Source organism: Bradyrhizobium sp. 154 (assembly GCF_023073875.1).
GTDB lineage: Bacteria > Pseudomonadota > Alphaproteobacteria > Rhizobiales > Xanthobacteraceae > Bradyrhizobium.
Window position 1 is genome coordinate 114,825 of sequence record NZ_JADPKG010000094.1, and the last position, 17,492, is coordinate 132,316.

A 17,492-nucleotide genomic window follows, 5' to 3' on the forward strand; every position below is an offset into this window, starting at 1 on the left:
GTATACCGACTAAGTGATGAGGCGGATCTTGTCAAGGACGAAGGCGCGCGATGCGCTGTTGCAGGAGCTCGAGGAGGCGATGCGCAGGTCGTCCGCGCAGGGCGTGCTCTACGGCCAGACCGTTGCGAACGTTGCCGGAATTGCCAATTCCGACCTTGAATGCATGGACATCCTGTATCTCGAAGGCCGTGTCACTGCGGGCCGGCTGGCCGAGGTCACGGGGCTCACGACCGGCGCCATCACCGGCGTGGTCGACCGGCTCGAAAAGGCTGGCTTGGTGCGCCGTGAACGCGACGAGACCGATCGCCGGAAGGTTTTCATCGCGGTCGTGCCGGACGCGGCGATGAAGATCGGTCAGTTCTACGTACCGATGCAGCAGGCGATGGAGAAGGTGTTCGGCGGCTATTCAGACGAGGAACTGCGTCTGCTGCTGCGCTTCGCCAATGAGGGCTACAAGGCCGTGCTCGCAGCCACGGAGGCGCTCAAGGGCCTGCTCGAGACCCCGCCGGAGAAGCGTCCCGCTCTCAAGCTGAAGAAGCTTCGTCGTCAGCCTTGATTTTGTAGACCTGTGCGGCCGCGATCATGCCCCACATCGCGCCCAGCATCATCCAGAAGTGCCGCCAGTGGTCGGTGTCGATCACAAAATTTTCGCCGATAGTGCCGATGAAGGCAGAGAACACCGCGAGATAGGCGCGCTGCCAGGGCACGCGGACGAAGATGTGGCGGAAGCCCATGATGACGGTGGTGAAGACCAGCGCGGGATAGCACACGCCGGAGAGCCAGCCGCCGGACATGAAGGCGTTGAGATAGGAGTTGTGGGTGTCCTCGGGGAAGAAGCGGTGGAATTGCAGGGGGCCGATGCCGAACGGCAGGTCGAGCGCCATCTCGGCGCCGAGAATGTGGCGGCCGAACCGGCCGAAGCGGCCCTCGTCATAGCTCTGGTCGAAGCTCGCGCGCTGCTTGAACATCTCGGCAATCGAGTCGAATGACAGCAGCACCGCGATCAAGGCCAGTCCCAGCACCGCGGCGACGATCGCCATGACGATGATGCGGGAGCGCTGCGCGTTGGTGCGGCTGGTCAACACCATCAGCGCCAGCATGAAGGCGGAGGTCAACACCAAGCCGCCCCAGGCGGCGCGGGAGAAGGCGAGCAGGATCGCCAGCGACATGAGGCCGAAGCCGATGACATTGCGGAACGCCTTGCCGAGCTTGTCCGAAACCACGCTCTGGAGCGAGAACAGCGCCGGCAGGATGAGGAAGGCGCCGAGCACGTTCGGATCCTTGAACGTGCCGCGCGCGCGTCCGTAGAGCGTGAGGAGATCGTCTCCGCCGGGGATCAGGTGGAAGTAACCGGCGACCGCCAATAACGAGGCCACCATGGCGCCGACCACGAGCCCGCGGCGAAGCATGTCGAGCCGGGCCGCCGTATCCTCCGAGGTGACCATCGCGAAGAACACCACGGTCACCGCCATATACCAGGAGGTCGCGATCCAGCTCGCCACCTCGGACTGATCGAGCAGCGGGATCGCGCTGATGGTGTAGCCGACATTGAGCAGGACCAATATCAGCACCAGCGGCATCAGCGCGAGCTTCAGCCGCAGACCGGTGGCAAAGAAGGTGACAGTCGCGAGCAGCGTCGCGATCTCGTAGGGACTCGGCTCGATGAACACGATCGCGCCCGACGCGCCGACCAGCCATACCAGCGCGCGCTGGAGGGCCAGCACGCCGGGTGCAGCCCGTACGGCTACGTTCACTTCACCGGCTGTCGCCGCATACGCCATCGCACGCTCATACGCTTACGCTACTGGTACGCCACAATACCGCTGTCATCGCCCGGCTTGACCGGGCGATCCAGTACTCCGCGGCGCCTATTGCGGACAACGGTTGGCGCTGCGGAGTACTGGATGCCCCGCCTTCGCGGGGCATGACAGATAAACTCAATTCAATACGCGTTCTCGTTCTTGGTTAGCAGCGAGATCGGCGTCTTCAGGAGAATGTAGAGATCGAACAGCACCGACCAGTTCTCGATGTAATAGAGGTCGAACTCGACGCGTTTCTGGATCTTCTCTTCATTGTCGATTTCGCCGCGCCAGCCGTTGATCTGCGCCCAGCCGGTGATGCCGGGCTTGACGCGGTGGCGCGCGAAGTAGCCGTCGACGGCTTCGTCGAACAGGCGGCTCTGGAGCTTGCCCTGCACCGCATGCGGACGCGGGCCGACCAGCGAGAGGTTGCCCGAGAAGACCACGTTGAAGAGCTGCGGCAACTCGTCGAGGCTGCTCTTGCGGATGAAGCGGCCGACGCGGGTGACACGTGGATCGTTCTTGGTCACGACCTTCGAGGCGGTCGGATCGGCCTGATGGTGGTACATCGAGCGGAATTTGTAGACGTCGATCCGCTCGTTGTTGAAGCCGAAGCGTTTCTGGCGGAACAGCACCGGGCCGGGGCTGTCGAGCTTCACGGCCAACGCCACCAGTCCCATAACCGGCAGCGCGGCGAGCAGCGCGAGACTGCCGACGATGCGGTCGAACAGCCATTTCATCACCAGATCCCAGTCGGTGATCGGCGCCTCGAACACGTCCAGCGTCGGCACTTCGCCGAGATAGGAATAGGAGCGGGGCCGGAAGCGCAGCTTGTTGGTGTGCGCGGAGAGGCGAATGTCGACCGGCAGCACCCAGAGCTTCTTCAGCATCTCCAGGATGCGGGTCTCCGCCGAGATCGGCAGCGCGAACAGCACGAGGTCGACACGAGTGCGGCGAGCGAATTCGACGATATCGTCGACCTTGCCGAGCTTGCGCGCGCCGGCGCAGGTGTCGAGCGCGCGGCTGTCGTTGCGATCGTCGAACACGCCGAGAACGTGGATGTCGGAATCCTCCTGCGCCTTCAGCGCCTGGACCAGTTGCTCACCGTTGCTGTCGGAGCCGACGATGATGGTGCGGCGGTCGAGCCGGCCCTCGCGCGCCCAGCCGCGCACCAGCGAGCGCAGGACGATACGCTCGGCCATCAGCGCGGCGAGCCCGAGGAAGTAGAAGGCGGCAAGCCACAGCCGCGACACTTCGCTGCCGAATTTGGCGAAGAACGAGATGCCGATGAAGAGCAGGAAGACGAACGACCAGGACGAGATCATCCGCGTCATCTGCCGAAGCTGCCCGCGGAACAACTGCACCTGGTAGATGTCGGCGGCCTGGAAACAGACCACAGCGGCGACCGCCACCGCGATAATCTCCGCAGGATAGACCCAGTTGAACCCACCGGCGAGCGGCATGACATAGCCGGCGTAGAGCGCAATGCCGACGAGGCTGAGCAACGCGAAATCAGCCAGGCGGACGAAGCCGGCGATCACGATGGGCGAATAGGCGCGGGCGACCTTCTGATTGACGACCTCGAGCGCTGCGGGCGAGAGCCGGCGGCGGCGCTCCACAAAGGGTTGGTCAGCAGGCTTCGCCGCGGCGCTGGTCGCGGCATCGAGCATCGAGCGTGCGTTGAGCGGTTCCACGAGCGTCCACGTCCATTCCAAAGCCCGCGGCACGGTTTTGCGCGCCCGGGCATCCCCCGCACTTCGATTATCGAACAAATCGGAAGATTTTCTAAAGCGGGCTTAAGAATGGTTAATGATTGGCAAATGCGTCGCGATAAGCGGCGAGCACGCCGTCGACCATCGCCTGCTGCGAAAAATGCGCCGAGATGCGCGCGCGCAGGGCGGTTGCGCGCTGGGCCGTCCCTTGCGGATCGTCGAGCGAGGCCGCGATCGCCTCGGCCATGGCCTCGGAATTGCTCGGCGCGAACAGGGCGGGGCTCTCCGGCCCGAAGATCTCGGGAATGCCGCCGATGCGGGCCGCGATCATGGGAATGCCGGCAGCACCAGCCTCGATCACGACATAGGGCATGGAATCGCCACGCGAGGGGACGACCAGCAGCCGGCCCTTGGAGAAGCCGTACCGCGCCTTGACGTGCCCGATGAAACGGATCGCGCTGGAGAGGCCGAGCCTCTCGACCTGAGCCTTCAGCGCCGCGGTTTCCTCGCCGTCGCCGCCGAGCGTCAGCGTGACCTTCTTGCCGTTCTCGTGCAGGCGCGCGACGGCATCGACCAGCAGATCCGCGCCCTTGATGTGCCTGAACTCGCCGACATAGGCGAGGTCGGTGGCATCCTCGGCAGTCGCGACGGGCTCGAACTCCTCCGCCGTGACGCCGTTGAAGACGCAATGCACCACGCCCTTGGGCGTGCCGACGATGCGTTGATAGGTGTCGCGGGCAAATGCGCTCTCGAACAGGAACAGGTCGGTCGCGTCCATCAGCGTGCGCTCGAGCCGCGCGTAGAACTCGCCCTTGAATGTGTTGAGGGGATAATGCAGCGAGCCGCCATGCGGGGTGTAGATGCGGATGGTGTCGTCGGAGCGCCGCCGCATTCGGATGAAGGCGCCGGCCTTGGCGCCATGGCCGTGCATGACGTCGGGCCTGAGCGTCGCGATCAGGCGTCGCATGCGAAGCCACACCAGGACGTCGTCAGGTGACGGTTCGCGGCGGATCGCGAGCCGGTGCACGCCGAGCTTCAGTCGCGGCGCGAGTCCGGCAAGCGCCTTGTCGGCACGCTCGCCGCCGGTGAGGCTGTCGGCGAGGATGCCGACATGATGGCCGCGGTCGACCTGGCCATTGGCGACGTCGAGGATGTGGCGGAAGATGCCGCCAACTGGTGCGCGCACGGCGTGCAGGATGCGAAGCGGCCGGTCGGGAGAAGGGGGCATGATCAAAACCAGCGCTCGACGGCAACTGCCGAACAATTTCGCGAAATAATCGAGACGGATTAAGGGCCCTCGTGGTTAACAAACGGTGACGGGCGCGCATGCGTCAGTCGCTGGACGCAGCGATTAACCCAGCGGCAACCTTAATGGAGTGTAGTCGCCCTGGTGGGGTAGCTTGTGGCGTTGCCCCTGCGGGAGTGTTCGATGCGTTTAGCGTTCTGGCGTGCCGGCAAGGACAAGGCGGTGATCGAGCGGGCTGTCTCAAAGTCCAAACCCGAAGCCGCGCCCAAGGTCCAAGCGAAGCCTGCGCCGGTCGTCGCGAAGCAGGCGCAAGTCGAATCCGGCGACATCGACCTGCACGGGCTCGGCGCGGCATTGGCGCGCAAGCGCGGCTGGATCATCGTGCCGACTGTGCTGGTGCTCGTTGCATCGGTTGTTGCCATCAATCTCGTCACACCGCGCTACAAGTCTGAATCGCGGATCCTGATCGATGGCCGCGAGAACGTGTTCCTGCGCCCGAATAGCGATCGCACCGAAGAGCGGCAGGCGCTCGACGCCGAGGCCGTCACCAGCCAGGTGCAGCTCGTGCTGTCGCGCGATCTCGCGCGCGAGATCATCAAGAAGAACAAGCTCGCGGAGCGGCCCGAATTCGATCCGGTGCTGCAAGGCATCTCGCCGCTGAAGTCGCTGGCAGCGCTGGTCGGCATCGCCCGCGATCCGTTCTCGATGACACCGGAAGAGCGCGTGCTGGATGCCTATTACGAGCGCCTCCAGGCTTACGCCGTCGACAAGTCGCGCGTGATCGTGGTCGAATTCCAGTCCGCCGATCCCGAGCTCGCCGCGCGCGTCGCCAACTCTATCGCCGACGTTTATCTCGTGCTCCAGCAGGGTGTACGCCAGGAGCAGGCCAAGAACGCCAGCCAGTGGCTGGCGGGCGAGATCGAGAATTTGCGCAAGAAGGTGTCCGAGGCGGAGGGGCGGGTCGAGGACTTCCGCTCCAAGTCGAGCCTGTTCGTCGGCACCAACAACACCACGCTGTCGAACCAGCAGATGGGCGAGATCAATACCCAGCTCAACAACGCGCGCTCGATCAAGGCCGACGCAGAATCCAAAGCGCGGCTGATCCGCGAAATGCTCCAGAGCGGAAAGCCGATCGAGGCATCGGAGGTGGTGAACTCCGAATTGATGCGGCGGCTCTCGGAGCAGCGGGTGACGCTGCGTGCGCAGCTCGCCGAGCAGTCATCCACGCTGCTCGGCAATCATCCCCGGATCAAGGAGTTGAAGGCGCAGCTTGGCGACCTCGACAATCAGATCCGCGACGAAGCGGCGAAGATTTCGCGTTCGCTCGAAAGCGACGCTCGAATCGCCAGCGGCCGGGTCGACGGTCTGACGGCGAGCCTCGAGCAGCTCAAGAAGCAGGCGGCATCCACCAACGGCCAGGACGTGCAGCTCCGCGCGCTCGAGCGCGAGGCCAAGGCGCAGCGCGACCTGCTGGAAACCTATCTCGCCAAATATCGCGAGGCCAACACCCGCGAGACCATCGATACCGCCCCGACGGACGGCCGCATCATTTCGCGCGCCATCGTCTCGAATACCCCGGCCTACCCTAAGAAGCTGCCGATCGTGCTGATCGCGACGATTGCGACGCTGCTGCTGTCGTCCGGCGTCGTCGTCACCGGCGAGCTGCTGCGCCAGACTGCGCCGCGGGCTGTGGCTGCGGTCCTACCGTCACGGGCGACGGTGCGCCAAGAACCGGCAGCGGAGCCGGTGGTCGAGCCGAGGGTCGATCCCGTCGTCGGCGAGCCCGGGCCGCTTCAGCCGGCGATGGCCGCTGAGGCCGAGATGACCGAATTCGCCGAGATCGAGCAATTGGCCGAGAGCCTGCGCGCCGCGGGCGCGGCGGCGAAGAAGATTACGGTGCTCGGCACCGCGGCCGGCGACTCGATTACGCTCTCAGCGCTGACGCTCGCCCGGCATCTCGCGCGTGACGCACGCGTCGTCGTGGTCGATCTCGCCGCGTCCTCGCCGACCATTGCCGCGGTGGCCGTCGATGCCTCCGCGCCCGGCCTTGCCGAGCTGATGCAGGGCGAAGCGTCTTTCGCGCAGGTTATCACCCGGGACAAGCTGTCGCGGCTGCATCTGGTCATGGCCGGCCGCCCCGGCTTCGATCGCAGCCTGCTGCAATCACCGCGGGTGACGCTCGCGATCGATGCGCTGCTCCGGGCCTACGACCACGTGCTGCTGGATGCCGGCGGTGCCTCCGACCTGCCGGCCGAGTTGCTGACGGCCGATGCCCGCGCCGTCGTGGTACCGGATGCATCGATGGCACAGGATGCGCGCACGCTGATGTGCGAGCAGCTGAGGGCCGTCGGCTTTAGCGACGTGACGATGCTGAGCAGGCCGGTGCAGCCGTCCAATGCGATGGACGCGCCGCGCGTGGTGGCGGCGTAGGCGAGGGCGCTGCCCCCGGTAATCTACCGATCAGTGCTGCTCTTACCTCCCCCTCCAGGGGAGGGAAGAGGCAGCCCGCAAATGGAGAGACGAGGGCGCCGACCTTACCCGAACGCCTGACGCAGACTGCGCGCCAGGTCGAGCAGCATCTGGTTCTGCTTCACCAGCCGCTTGCCACGGTTCAGCGAGGACATTGCCACCGCCGCGAGCCTTCCGCGCGAGGTCAACGGGACAAAGCTGTCAAAAATGTCTTCGTCGTCCTTGCAGAACATCCGCTTGTAGTCGTCCGAGCCGATGCCGAGGTCGAGCGAGCGGTACCCGCGCTCGGCGCAGCGGTCGATGATGTAGCGCATCAGGATCAGACCGGGACTGTAGCGGGCATTCTCGGACATCGTGTAGGTGTTGAACATCATCGAGAGGCGCTGGCCGTCGGCGACGCCGGCAAAGATCGCGATCACTTCCTCGTCGCATTCGAGCGCGTGGACGTCGATCACGCGTCCTTCTCCTCGCCGGGCAAGGCAGGCGCTGCGGATGAATTGTTCGACGCCCGGTTCGGCGAAGACGTTCGGCAGCTTCTGCTCCGCCATCCGCGCCGGCTTGACGCGGAAGAACCAGTCGAGCAGGCGCACGATGTCCGCATCCGTGGTCGCAAGGTGGTAGCGGTAGCCCGCGAGGGCCTGGAGCTTCTTCTCCTTGCTCTTGAGGCGACGACGGAAGGAATTGCTGATCCGCGATGCGGGCGGACCGCCCGGCTCCATCGCCAGCAACGGGCAGCCGTTGACCGAGCTCTGCCGCGGCAGCAGCGCAAACGGGTTCTGCTGATCGTGCCAGCGCTTAGGCTGCTGCGTCAGCGAGAGGACGTCGACATGCTCGCGCAGCGGCGCAAACAGCGCATCGAGATCGGCGAGGACGGCCTGTGCCGCGAATTCGACGTTCCACAGGCCCATGTTGAAGGTGGTATGCTTGCCGCCCATGAAGCAGGCCGTGCGCACGCCGTGGGCTTGGCGCAGCGACAGCGGCAGCAGCACGAGCGGCCGGTACTCGACGTCGCGGGCGATCACGACGAACGGGCGCGCGCCCTCGCGTTTGCCGACCAACTGCTGCCAGGGACCGAGCAGGTCAAACCGCTGATACGGCGTGAAGAGGTGGCCGCTCTCCTCGAAGGCGCGCCAGACCGCCTCGGCCTCGTCGAGATCAGCGACGATATCGACCTGGCCGATGCGGCCCGCTTTCGACCGCGCTGGCGCTTCTGCCGTCCGGCTTTGCATCGCCGCAGCCATGGTCATTCGCGAAACCTGTCGAGAAATCGAAAATATACGTATTTCGGCCGGTGGCCGACCTTTGCAAACAAATGTCAACAAAGGGTAATGACGATAGGAAAGGGAACAGGGGGGCTGCGCGAAGGTGGGGACCTTGGCATCCGACGACAGATGGCTGGAGCGTCTTCGGCTTGAGCTGGCCTGGTTCAGCGGCCAGGCTGCGTTGCGCAGCCGTGGTGCCGGCGCCATCCTGCGCTTTGCGCATGTGCGGCCGCGGCGGCGCGGCGGCTTTCAGCCGCTGGGGGCGCACGAGATCACGCCGCAGTTCCTCGACCGCGCCATTCGCGCGCTGAAGCAGTGGAAGTACGATTTCCTTGGCATGGACGAGGTCTGCCGCCGCGCGGTGACGCTGCCGGAGAAGCGGCGCTTCGTGGCGCTGACCTTCGATGGCGCCAACAAGGATTTCATCAACTTCGCCTATCCGGTGCTGGCGCGGCACGCTGTGCCTTGCACGATCTATGTCCCTACCGCCTTTCCCGACGGCGTCGGCGAAGCCTGGTGGTTCGGGCTCGAACGGATGATCGCGCGCGAGAGCCGCATCAGCCTGATGATGGGCGAGAAGGAGCAGCGCTTCACCGTCACCGACAATGCCGAGAAGCAGGCGCTGTTTTCGTATCTCGAGAGCTGGTTGCGTTCGCTACCGCCGGCGGATCTGTCGGCGGCGATCGCCGATCTTTGCGCGCGCTACCGGATAGACCTCGCCGCGATCTCGCGCGAGGCGTCGATGGGTTGGGAAGATCTGACGAAGCTCGCCGCCGATCCGCTCGTCACGATCGGCAGCGCGACCGTCAACTATCCTGTTCTCGCTAACATGAAGGATGCGGCCGCGCTCCGCGAGATGACCATGGGCAAGGCGGTCGCGGAAGCGGCTTTCCGCCGCGAGATCAGGCATTTCGCCTTTCCGTTCGGCGATCGCTCTTCGTTTGGGCGCAGCCATGTCGTGATGGCAGAGGAGGCCGGCTTTGCCAGCGCCGTGTCGACGATCCCGGGCATCGTGGATGCAGAGGGACGCACCAATCTGCGCGCGCTGCCGCGGATCTCGTGGGACGGCCGGGTGCGATCGCTGCGCATGATGCGCGTGCTGGTGTCCGGCGTTGCCTTTGCGCCGGTGAAGCCGACCGGCAGTGCCGCGAACTAGAAGGGCTGCGAACTGGACTTGGCGCGATCGGGACGCTGCATCCAGCTCACGATCGGCATCGCCGGTAGCACCCATCCCATGCCAACGACCACGTAGTAGATCGCCTGGCGCCAGCCGGACTCGGCGATCCACGGCATCTGCGCCAGCGCCATGCCGAGCAGGGCCCAGACCGTGGCCAGCATCAGGAGCAGGATGGCGCCGAGGAACTTGCGGGTGCGGATCGTCATGGCGGGAGCTTGCTGCGTTGGCGTAACTTGCGCTGCGGGAGCGGGGGACTATAAGGGGCGCGCAGTCCGGTTCAAGCCTCCTTGGTTCAAGTCCTGGTTTTTGCCCTGATGACGACGATTTCCGCCCCGTCCGAACCGCATCGCGCCGTGCGCGTGTGGCTGATCGCCGTGGCCGCGCTGATCGCGCTGATGGTGCTGGTCGGTGGCGCGACGCGGTTGACGGAATCCGGCCTCTCGATCGTCGAATGGAAGCCGGTAACGGGCAGCGTGCCGCCGCTCACCGAGGCGCAGTGGACCGAGGCGTTCGAGGCCTACAAGAAGATCCCGCAATATCGCGAGCTCAATGCAGGCATGAGCCTGTCCGAGTTCAAGGAGATCTTCTGGTGGGAGTGGAGCCACCGGTTGCTCGGCCGTTTCATTGGCATCGCCTATCTGCTGCCGTTCCTGTTCTTCCTATGGCGCGGCGGTCTGTCGGGTGAGCTGAAGCGGCGGCTATGGCTGCTGTTTGCGCTCGGCGGGCTTCAGGGCGCGGTCGGCTGGTGGATGGTGGCCTCGGGCCTGTCGGAACGCATCGAGGTGTCGCAATATCGGCTGGCGACGCATCTGGTGCTCGCGCTTCTGATCTTCGCCGGCATCGTCTGGACGGTGCGGCGGCTCAAGGAGCGGCCGCAGATCGCAGCACCTGCGCGCCTGCGGTTCACGAGCGCGCTGCTCCTCGTCGTGACTTTCGTGCAGATCTATTTCGGCGCGCTGGTCGCGGGCCTGCGCGCCGGACGCGCCTACAACACCTGGCCGCAGATCGACGGCGCGTTCATTCCTTCGGCAGAACGGCTGTGGTTCGAAACGCCGTGGTGGCGCAACCTGTTTGACAACGTGCTGACGGTGCAGTTCGAGCACCGTATGACCGCGTACGCGTTGTTCGTGCTGGCGGCGCTGCACGCGGTTGACGCCGTGCGTTCGCGCGCAGGTGCGGCGGCAAGCGGCGCGCTGTGGTTGTTGGCTGCGGTAAGCATGCAGGCGGTGCTCGGTATCCTGACGCTGCTCAACCAGGTTCCGATTGGACTGGCGCTTGCGCACCAGGCGGTCGCGATCGTCGTGTTGATACTCGCGGTGGTGCAGACGGAGCGACTGGCTTCGCGGCAGTCGATCGAGGCGCGGCCGCGCGGTGTTCCGCTCGGTCAGGCGAGCTGATCAGCAATAGCCATAGATGCCGCACGCGTAGGGCAGTCGCCAGAAATAGTCGACCTGCTTTCCGCCGTAATACGGGCCCTGATAATCGTAATCCCAGGGGCGACCGTAATAGCCCGGCAGCGTGTGCGAGCCGGGCAGCAGCGGCGTGCCGGGCAGGTTGCGGATGTAACTGCCGATGCCATAGGCCGGCGAGATCAGCGCGTCGGGATCGGTCTCGACATAGACTCTTGGCGCTTCCTGCGGCGGAACAGCTGCGCGCCGCTGCGGCGTGGCCGGCAGATCGGCAGCCAGCGCGGTTGAAACCGTCAGCATCGCCGCAAGGGCAGGCACCATCCAGCGCAGCATCGTCGGCTCCGAATCAAAGGAGGGATCCAGTGACGATGTATGCGGCAGATATGGTTAACGACTGTTAACTGACGTGAGCCATTCCGGGCGGGCGAAGCACCGAACCCGGAATCTCGGGTTCAGCGCTACGCGCCCCCTGGCATGACGCCAAAGCCTTACGCGCCCAGCGCCTGTTCCAGATCCGCAATCAGATCTTCCTTGTCCTCGATGCCGATCGAGAGCCGCACCACGTCGGGGCCGGCGCCGGACTTGATCTTGGCGGCATCGTCGAGCTGGCTGTGCGTGGTCGAAGCCGGGTGGATCACCAGCGAGCGGGTGTCGCCGACATTGGCCAGATGCGAAAACAGCTGCAATTTCGACACCAGGCTGACGCCGGCATCATAGCCGCCCTTAAGGCTGAAGGTGAACACGGCGCCCGCGCCCTTCGGTGCATATTTGCGCGCGAGCTGATTGTATTTGTCGCTCGGAAGGCCGGCATAACTGACTGAAGCCACCGCCGGGTGGCCGACGAGGAATTCGGCGACCGCCTTGGCATTGTCGCAGTGCTTCTGCATGCGCAGCGGCAGCGTCTCGATGCCGGTCAGGATCATGAAGGCGTTGAACGGCGACAGCGCCGGCCCAAGATCGCGCAAGCCCAGCACGCGGCAGGCGATCGCGAAGGCAAAATTGCCAAAGGTCTCCTGGAGGCGGATGCCGTGATATTCGGGCCGTGGCTCCGACAGCATCGGATATTTGCCGCCGGTGGACCAGTCGAAGGTGCCGGCATCGACGATGATACCGCCCAGCGAATTGCCATGGCCGCCCAGGAATTTCGTCAGCGAGTGCACGACGATGTCGGCGCCATGGTCGATCGGGCGGATCAGATAGGGCGAGGCCAGCGTGTTGTCGACGATCAGCGGCACGCCGGCTTTGCGCGCCACCGTCGAGATCGCTTCGATGTCGGTGATGCCGCCGGCGGGATTAGCGATCGACTCGATGAAGATCGCCTTCGTGCGCGGCGTCACCGCGCGCTCGAAGCTTGCGATGTCGTCGGGATCGGCCCACACCACGTTCCAGCCAAAGCTCTTGAACGCATGCGTGAACTGATTGATCGAGCCGCCATAGAGCTTTCGCGCCGCGATGAATTCGTCGCCGGGCTGGAGCAATTGCTGCAGCACCACGACTTGCGCAGCATGGCCCGAGGCCACCGCAAGCGCGGCCGTGCCGCCTTCGAGCGCCGCGACACGTTCTTCCAGCACCGCGTTGGTGGGATTGCCGATGCGGGTATAGATGTTACCGAACGCCTGCAAACCGAACAGCGAGGCGGCGTGGTCGGCATCGTTGAACACGAAAGACGTCGTTTGATAAATCGGAGTTGCGCGCGCACCGGTGGTGGGATCGGGCTGTGCACCGGCATGCACGGCGAGCGTGGAAAATCCTGGAAGGCGATCGCTCATTGAGGCGTCCTGTTCTCTTGATCTGAAATCGCGCGGCATGCTGATCGGCGCGGCATCCGCCGTCAAGCTGCTGCTTCACATCGGAACGATCGTGCTACGCATTGTCGCGATCGCGAAATGAATCCTTCGCGATCGCGTCAGCGCTGCTCGGTCTTGTTTTTGGCGGCGCGATCGGATGCCGCGGTGTCGCCACCGCCGACACTCATCCGATTGAGGGATAGCCGCATGCCTTGCGTCGGTGCCGGAGCGCGCTTGGAACTGAGCGTGCGTGAATTGACGCCCATCCAGGAGATCTCGGACGACAGGCGGCCGTATTCGATCTTGGGACAGCGGTTCATCACCACCTTGATGCCGACGGACTCTGCCTTCGCCGCCGCCGCGTCGTCGCGCGCGCCAAGCTGCATCCAGATCACCTTCGGCAGCGGATCGAGCGTGAGCGCCTCTTCGACGACAGGCATGATGTGGCTCGAGTTGCGAAAAATGTCGATCATGTCGACGGGACGGCCGATGTCTACGAGCGAGGCGACGAAGGGGTTTCCGAGCAGCTCCTTGCCGACATGGCCGGGATTGACCGGGATCATGTCATAGCCGCGCTGCGCCAGATATTTGAACGCAAAATAACTTGGCCGCACGTTGACGGGCGAGGCGCCGACCATTGCGATCGACTTCACGCTGTTGAGGATGCCGCGGATGTAATTGTCGGGGTAGGCGTCGTGGTTCATCTCTTATCTTTTCTTGTTATCATTCATCCCGCCACGTCGGCGTACGCTTCTCGATGAAGGCGCCAATGCCTTCCTCGGCGTCGCGCGCCATCATGTTCTCGGTCATCACCTCTGCCGCATAGCGATAGGCATCGGCAAGGCTCATCTCGGCTTGGCGATAGAACGCCTCCTTGCCGAGCTTGACGGTGTAGGCGGATTTCAGCGCGACCTGATTTGCGAGCGCAATCGCGGCCTCGCGCTCAGTGCCGGCGGGGACCACGCGATTGATAAGGCCGATCTCGCGGGCGCGCGCGGCCGGAATCGGCTCGCCCGTCAGCAGCATCTCCATCGCCTGCTTGCGCGGAACGTTGCGCGACAGCGCCACCATCGGCGTCGAGCAAAACAGTCCGATATCGACGCCGGGCGTGGCGAAGCTCGCAGCGTCCGAGGCGATCGCGAGATCGCAGCTTGCAACCAGCTGGCAGCCGGCCGCGGTGGCAACGCCCTGGACCGCGGCGACGACCGGTTTGGGCAGGCGCACGATCGCCTGCATCATGGCGCTGCAGGCGGTCATGATCTGCGCAAAATAGGCGCGGCCGTGATCAGGATCGACGCGGCGACCGCTCAGTTCCTTCAAATCGTGGCCCGCGCAGAATGCCGGTCCGTTGGCCGCGATGACGGCCCCGCGGATACGCTTGTCCTCGGCGATCGCATTCACGCTCGCGTGCAGATGCCCGATCATCGCCTCAGAGAGGCTGTTGCGGGCCTCGGGCCGGTTCAGCGTGAGGATGGCAATGCTGCCGACGATTTCGCGCAGCAGGATCGGCGGTTGCGGGGAAGGGGCGCGGGCGACCTGGGCGGACATCGAAGCGTTTCCGGTTAGATTATTGCATTTGGATGACGCAGATAACTTAATGTACCAGGGGACATGAAGCGAGGGTGGGGAACAGCATGGCGTTAGCAAAAATGAGCGTGGCAGAGCTCGAGCAGTTTCTGCGCGACGAGTTTCCCCAGGCCTTCAGCGGCGATGACGTTACGATCGAAAGCGCCGATGGCCAAACCTGCCTTTTGCGTCAGCGCTACAGCGAAAGGATGCTGCGGCCGGGCGGAACCGTGTCCGGCCCGACGCTGATGGCGCTGGCCGATTTCGCCATGTACGTGGTGCTGCTGTCGGCGATCGGGCCGATCGGGCTGGCGGTCACCACCAATCTCAACATCAACTTCCTGCGCAAGGGCCAGCCGGGGCAGGACGTGCTGGCGGAGGCGCGGCTGCTCAAGCTCGGCAAGCGCCTTGCGGTCGGCGAGGTAAATCTGCTGTCCGGAACCTCGCCCGACCCAATCGCGCATGTCACCTCCACCTATTCCATTCCAAATGTTTGAGGTTTTTGCAGGTATATTAGTACCATAATTTCAAACCATTGATATGGTTAGTGTAATTTCGCGCTTTGGGCATTGACCGCTGCGCCGCTCTTCTCTAGAAACCGCCCAGTCCGGTGCGGTGTTCGCGCCGATGTCTCCCTCACGGAAATTCTGACATGAAAACCTTTTCGGCAAAGCCGGCCGAGGTGACGAAGAAGTGGGTGCTGATCGACGCCAAGGGTCTGGTCGTCGGCCGTCTCGCCACCATTGTCGCCATGCGGCTCCGCGGCAAGCACCTCCCGACCTACACCCCGCACGTCGATTGCGGCGACAACGTCATCATCATCAACGCGCAGCATGCGGTCCTCACCGGCCGCAAGCGCGAGCAGAAGACCTACTACAAGCACACCGGCTACGTCGGCCACGTCAAGGAGCGCACAGCGCGCCAGATCCTCGAGGGCAAGCATCCTGAGCGTGTGCTCGAGAAGGCCGTCGAGCGCATGATCCCGCGTGGTCCGCTCGGCCGCGTGCAGATGGGCAATCTCCGCGTCTACGGCGGCGCCGATCATCCGCACGAGGCGCAGCAGCCCGAGAAGATCGACATCGCCAAGTTGAACCGCAAGAACACGAGGGCCGCATAACATGGCCGAATCCATCCAGTCGCTCGACCAGCTCTCGCAGCTCAAGACGGCGGCCGCGCCCGAGGCGCCCAAGCACGAGAAGAAGGTCGACAAGTTCAACCGCGCCTATGCTACCGGCAAGCGCAAGGACGCGGTCGCCCGCGTCTGGATCAAGCCGGGCGCCGGCAAGGTCATGGTCAACGCGCGTGAGGTCGAGGTCTATTTCGCCCGTCCCGTGCTGCGTATGATGATCCAGCAGCCGTTCGTCGCGGCAGCGCGCGCCGGCCAGTATGACGTGATCTGCACCGTCGCCGGCGGCGGCCTGTCCGGCCAGGCCGGCGCCGTCCGTCACGGCATCTCCAAGGCGCTCACCTATTTCGAGCCGGAGCTGCGCAGCGTACTCAAGAAGGGCGGCTTCCTCACCCGCGACTCCCGCGTGGTCGAGCGCAAGAAGTACGGCAAGGCCAAGGCCCGCCGGTCCTTCCAGTTCTCGAAGCGTTAATCATTTCGGCCGCATTCGCCGCGAAAGCGGCTTCAATGAGATGCAAAAGGGCGCTGATTTCAGCGCCCTTTTTGTTGTTCGTTTGTACGCAAATTGATGGCGTGTTTCCCGAAAACTTGGGTCCGCGCGAAAACCTGAATGGAACCCGCGGGACATAGCGTCGCATTCGGAAGGGCGCGCAAATCGGCGGTGCCGATCGCGTAACTGCTATGTTCTAGAGGGGGCCGACATGATGTCGCTCGATAGCATCACGCTCTATTTGGTCGCCACCATGGTTGCCGCACTGCTCGGCGCCATGATGGTGTTTTTCGGCAGGCAAGAGAACAGCCCCGCGCTGAAATGGTGGGGCACCGCCTATCTGCTCGGTGCAGCCTCCGTCGCGCTGTGGACTGCGGCCGGCGAAAAGCTGGGGCCGCATCTTTACCTCGCGCTGAACGCGATCGGATTCGCGGCCTGCGGCATGGTCTGGAACGCCGCGCGAGTCTTTCATGGCCGCAAGCCGAACTGGCCCGGCCTCGTGCTTGGCGCGCTCGCCTGGATCGCCGCCGTGACGCTGCTCGGCGCCGAGCCGTCCATGCTGCGTATGATCATCGGTGCTGGCATCGTCTCGGTCTATGCGGCGCTGACCGCGAGCGAACTCTGGACCGAGCGGCGCAAGAGCCTGCAACGGCGCTGGCCGGCCTTCGCGGTGCCGATGATGCATGGCTGCGTCTTGATGCTGCCAATCCTCATCGGCAGCTTCCTGCGCCCCCACGATGCGACCTTCTCGTCGAGCATCTGGGTCACCGTGTTCGCGGTCGAACTCGTGCTCTATGCCGTCGGCACCGTGTTCGTGATCTTCATGCTGGTGTCCGAGCGCACGGTGACCGCGCACCGGACCGCCGCGTCCACCGATCCCTTGACCGGCATGCTCAACCGGCGCGGCTTCTCCGAAGCCTGCTCGCGCGTGATCGAGCGCGAGGCCAAGGCCGGGCGGCCGGTGACCGTGATGATCTTTGATATCGACCACTTCAAGTCGATCAACGACCGGTTCGGCCATCCCGCCGGCGACGAGATGCTGGAATTGTTCTCGACCGTAGTCGTCAACAACCTGCGCATCTCCGACCTCTCGGGCCGTATCGGTGGCGAGGAGTTCGCAGCCCTGCTGCCGTGTTCGCTGGAAGAGGGGGTGCTGGTCGCCGAGCGCGTGCGCGAAGCGTTCGAGACCTCCGGCGTCGTGGTCGATGAAGGTCCGGTCGATACCACCGTCAGCATCGGCGTCGCCGGCGGTCCGGCCGGCACCGAGCTCGAGGTGCTGCTGGCCTCGGCCGACACCGCGCTCTACCAGGCCAAGCGCGGCGGCCGAAACCGCGTCGAGGCGGCGGAGGAGCTGCCGCTGTCGCTGGAGAACTGGCGCCGCCAGAGCGCGGCGCGGACCGGCGCCGCGCAGGTGCGTCCGGCCACCGCCTGAGACGGCAGGCGACCTTG

The 17,492-nt window shown here is 64.6% G+C and carries 17 protein-coding genes; 8 read left to right on the forward strand and 9 right to left on the reverse strand.

Annotated features, from left to right (window positions below; genetic code table 11):
- The first annotated feature begins 79 nt into the window (after positions 1 to 79).
- Complete coding sequence (locus IVA92_RS21910; RefSeq protein ID WP_247277188.1) at positions 80 to 556, forward strand: MarR family transcriptional regulator; 477 nt, start codon at positions 80 to 82, stop codon at positions 554 to 556.
- On the opposite strand, the gene IVA92_RS21915 is transcribed toward IVA92_RS21910, so the two are convergent.
- The 3 genes from IVA92_RS21915 to IVA92_RS21925 form a co-directional block, all read right to left on the reverse strand.
- Complete coding sequence (locus IVA92_RS21915; RefSeq protein ID WP_247277091.1) at positions 525 to 1,781, reverse strand: O-antigen ligase family protein; 1,257 nt, start codon at positions 1,779 to 1,781, stop codon at positions 525 to 527. The genes IVA92_RS21910 and IVA92_RS21915 overlap by 32 nt on opposite strands.
- Before the next feature lie 161 nt (positions 1,782 to 1,942).
- The gene (locus IVA92_RS21920) at positions 1,943 to 3,493 is read right to left on the reverse strand and encodes an undecaprenyl-phosphate glucose phosphotransferase (protein ID WP_247277092.1); all 1,551 of its coding nucleotides are present in this window, start codon (positions 3,491 to 3,493) and stop codon (positions 1,943 to 1,945) included.
- Positions 3,494 to 3,605: 112 nt separating this feature from the next.
- Positions 3,606 to 4,739 carry a glycosyltransferase family 4 protein gene (locus IVA92_RS21925; protein ID WP_247277093.1) on the reverse strand — a complete coding sequence of 378 codons (1,134 nt, stop codon included), beginning with the start codon at positions 4,737 to 4,739 and terminating at the stop codon, positions 3,606 to 3,608.
- 201 nt (positions 4,740 to 4,940) lie between these two features.
- Between IVA92_RS21925 and IVA92_RS21930 the strand changes: the two genes are divergently transcribed.
- The gene (locus IVA92_RS21930) at positions 4,941 to 7,187 is read left to right on the forward strand and encodes an exopolysaccharide transport family protein (protein ID WP_247277094.1); all 2,247 of its coding nucleotides are present in this window, start codon (positions 4,941 to 4,943) and stop codon (positions 7,185 to 7,187) included.
- Positions 7,188 to 7,291: 104 nt separating this feature from the next.
- On the opposite strand, the gene IVA92_RS21935 is transcribed toward IVA92_RS21930, so the two are convergent.
- The gene (locus tag IVA92_RS21935; RefSeq protein ID WP_247277095.1) at positions 7,292 to 8,473 is read right to left on the reverse strand and encodes a GNAT family N-acetyltransferase; all 1,182 of its coding nucleotides are present in this window, start codon (positions 8,471 to 8,473) and stop codon (positions 7,292 to 7,294) included.
- Positions 8,474 to 8,600: 127 nt separating this feature from the next.
- Here IVA92_RS21935 and IVA92_RS21940 point away from each other — a divergent pair, with 127 nt between their 5' ends.
- The gene (locus IVA92_RS21940; RefSeq protein ID WP_247277096.1) at positions 8,601 to 9,644 is read left to right on the forward strand and encodes a polysaccharide deacetylase family protein; all 1,044 of its coding nucleotides are present in this window, start codon (positions 8,601 to 8,603) and stop codon (positions 9,642 to 9,644) included.
- Here IVA92_RS21940 and IVA92_RS21945 read toward each other — a convergent pair.
- Positions 9,641 to 9,871, reverse strand: a complete 231-nt coding sequence (locus IVA92_RS21945; RefSeq protein ID WP_247277097.1) for a DUF2842 domain-containing protein — start codon at positions 9,869 to 9,871, stop codon at positions 9,641 to 9,643. The genes IVA92_RS21940 and IVA92_RS21945 overlap by 4 nt on opposite strands.
- Positions 9,872 to 9,979: 108 nt before the next feature.
- On the opposite strand from IVA92_RS21945, the gene IVA92_RS21950 reads away from it, so the two are divergent.
- Positions 9,980 to 11,062: a COX15/CtaA family protein gene (locus IVA92_RS21950; RefSeq protein WP_247277098.1), complete on the forward strand. Its 1,083-nt coding sequence runs from the start codon at positions 9,980 to 9,982 to the stop codon at positions 11,060 to 11,062.
- Here IVA92_RS21950 and IVA92_RS21955 read toward each other — a convergent pair whose 3' ends face one another.
- The 4 genes from IVA92_RS21955 to IVA92_RS21970 form a co-directional block, all read right to left on the reverse strand.
- Positions 11,063 to 11,407 (reverse strand): hypothetical protein, encoded by a 345-nt coding sequence (locus IVA92_RS21955; RefSeq protein WP_247277099.1) that lies wholly within the window; start codon positions 11,405 to 11,407, stop codon positions 11,063 to 11,065.
- A gap of 155 nt (positions 11,408 to 11,562) precedes the next feature.
- The gene (locus IVA92_RS21960; protein ID WP_247277100.1) at positions 11,563 to 12,843 is read right to left on the reverse strand and encodes an O-acetylhomoserine aminocarboxypropyltransferase; all 1,281 of its coding nucleotides are present in this window, start codon (positions 12,841 to 12,843) and stop codon (positions 11,563 to 11,565) included.
- Between the two features lie 137 nt (positions 12,844 to 12,980).
- A complete protein-coding gene (locus IVA92_RS21965; RefSeq protein WP_247277101.1) occupies positions 12,981 to 13,565 on the reverse strand; it encodes a CoA-binding protein in 585 nt (194 codons plus the stop codon).
- A gap of 19 nt (positions 13,566 to 13,584) precedes the next feature.
- A complete protein-coding gene (locus tag IVA92_RS21970) occupies positions 13,585 to 14,409 on the reverse strand; it encodes an enoyl-CoA hydratase (protein WP_247277102.1) in 825 nt (274 codons plus the stop codon).
- Between the two features lie 86 nt (positions 14,410 to 14,495).
- On the opposite strand from IVA92_RS21970, the gene IVA92_RS21975 reads away from it, so the two are divergent.
- The 4 genes from IVA92_RS21975 to IVA92_RS21990 all read left to right on the forward strand — a co-directional run bounded on the left by IVA92_RS21975 (position 14,496) and on the right by IVA92_RS21990 (position 17,475).
- On the forward strand, positions 14,496 to 14,924 hold the full coding sequence (locus tag IVA92_RS21975; protein ID WP_247277103.1) for a PaaI family thioesterase: 429 nt from the start codon (positions 14,496 to 14,498) through the stop codon (positions 14,922 to 14,924).
- Between the two features lie 155 nt (positions 14,925 to 15,079).
- Positions 15,080 to 15,544, forward strand: coding sequence for a 50S ribosomal protein L13 (gene rplM, locus IVA92_RS21980; RefSeq protein ID WP_011087726.1), 465 nt, complete (start codon positions 15,080 to 15,082; stop codon positions 15,542 to 15,544).
- 1 nt (position 15,545) lies between these two features.
- Complete coding sequence (gene rpsI, locus IVA92_RS21985; RefSeq protein ID WP_247277104.1) at positions 15,546 to 16,025, forward strand: 30S ribosomal protein S9; 480 nt, start codon at positions 15,546 to 15,548, stop codon at positions 16,023 to 16,025.
- A gap of 229 nt (positions 16,026 to 16,254) precedes the next feature.
- Complete coding sequence (locus tag IVA92_RS21990; protein ID WP_247277105.1) at positions 16,255 to 17,475, forward strand: GGDEF domain-containing protein; 1,221 nt, start codon at positions 16,255 to 16,257, stop codon at positions 17,473 to 17,475.
- Positions 17,476 to 17,492 lie beyond the last annotated feature (17 nt).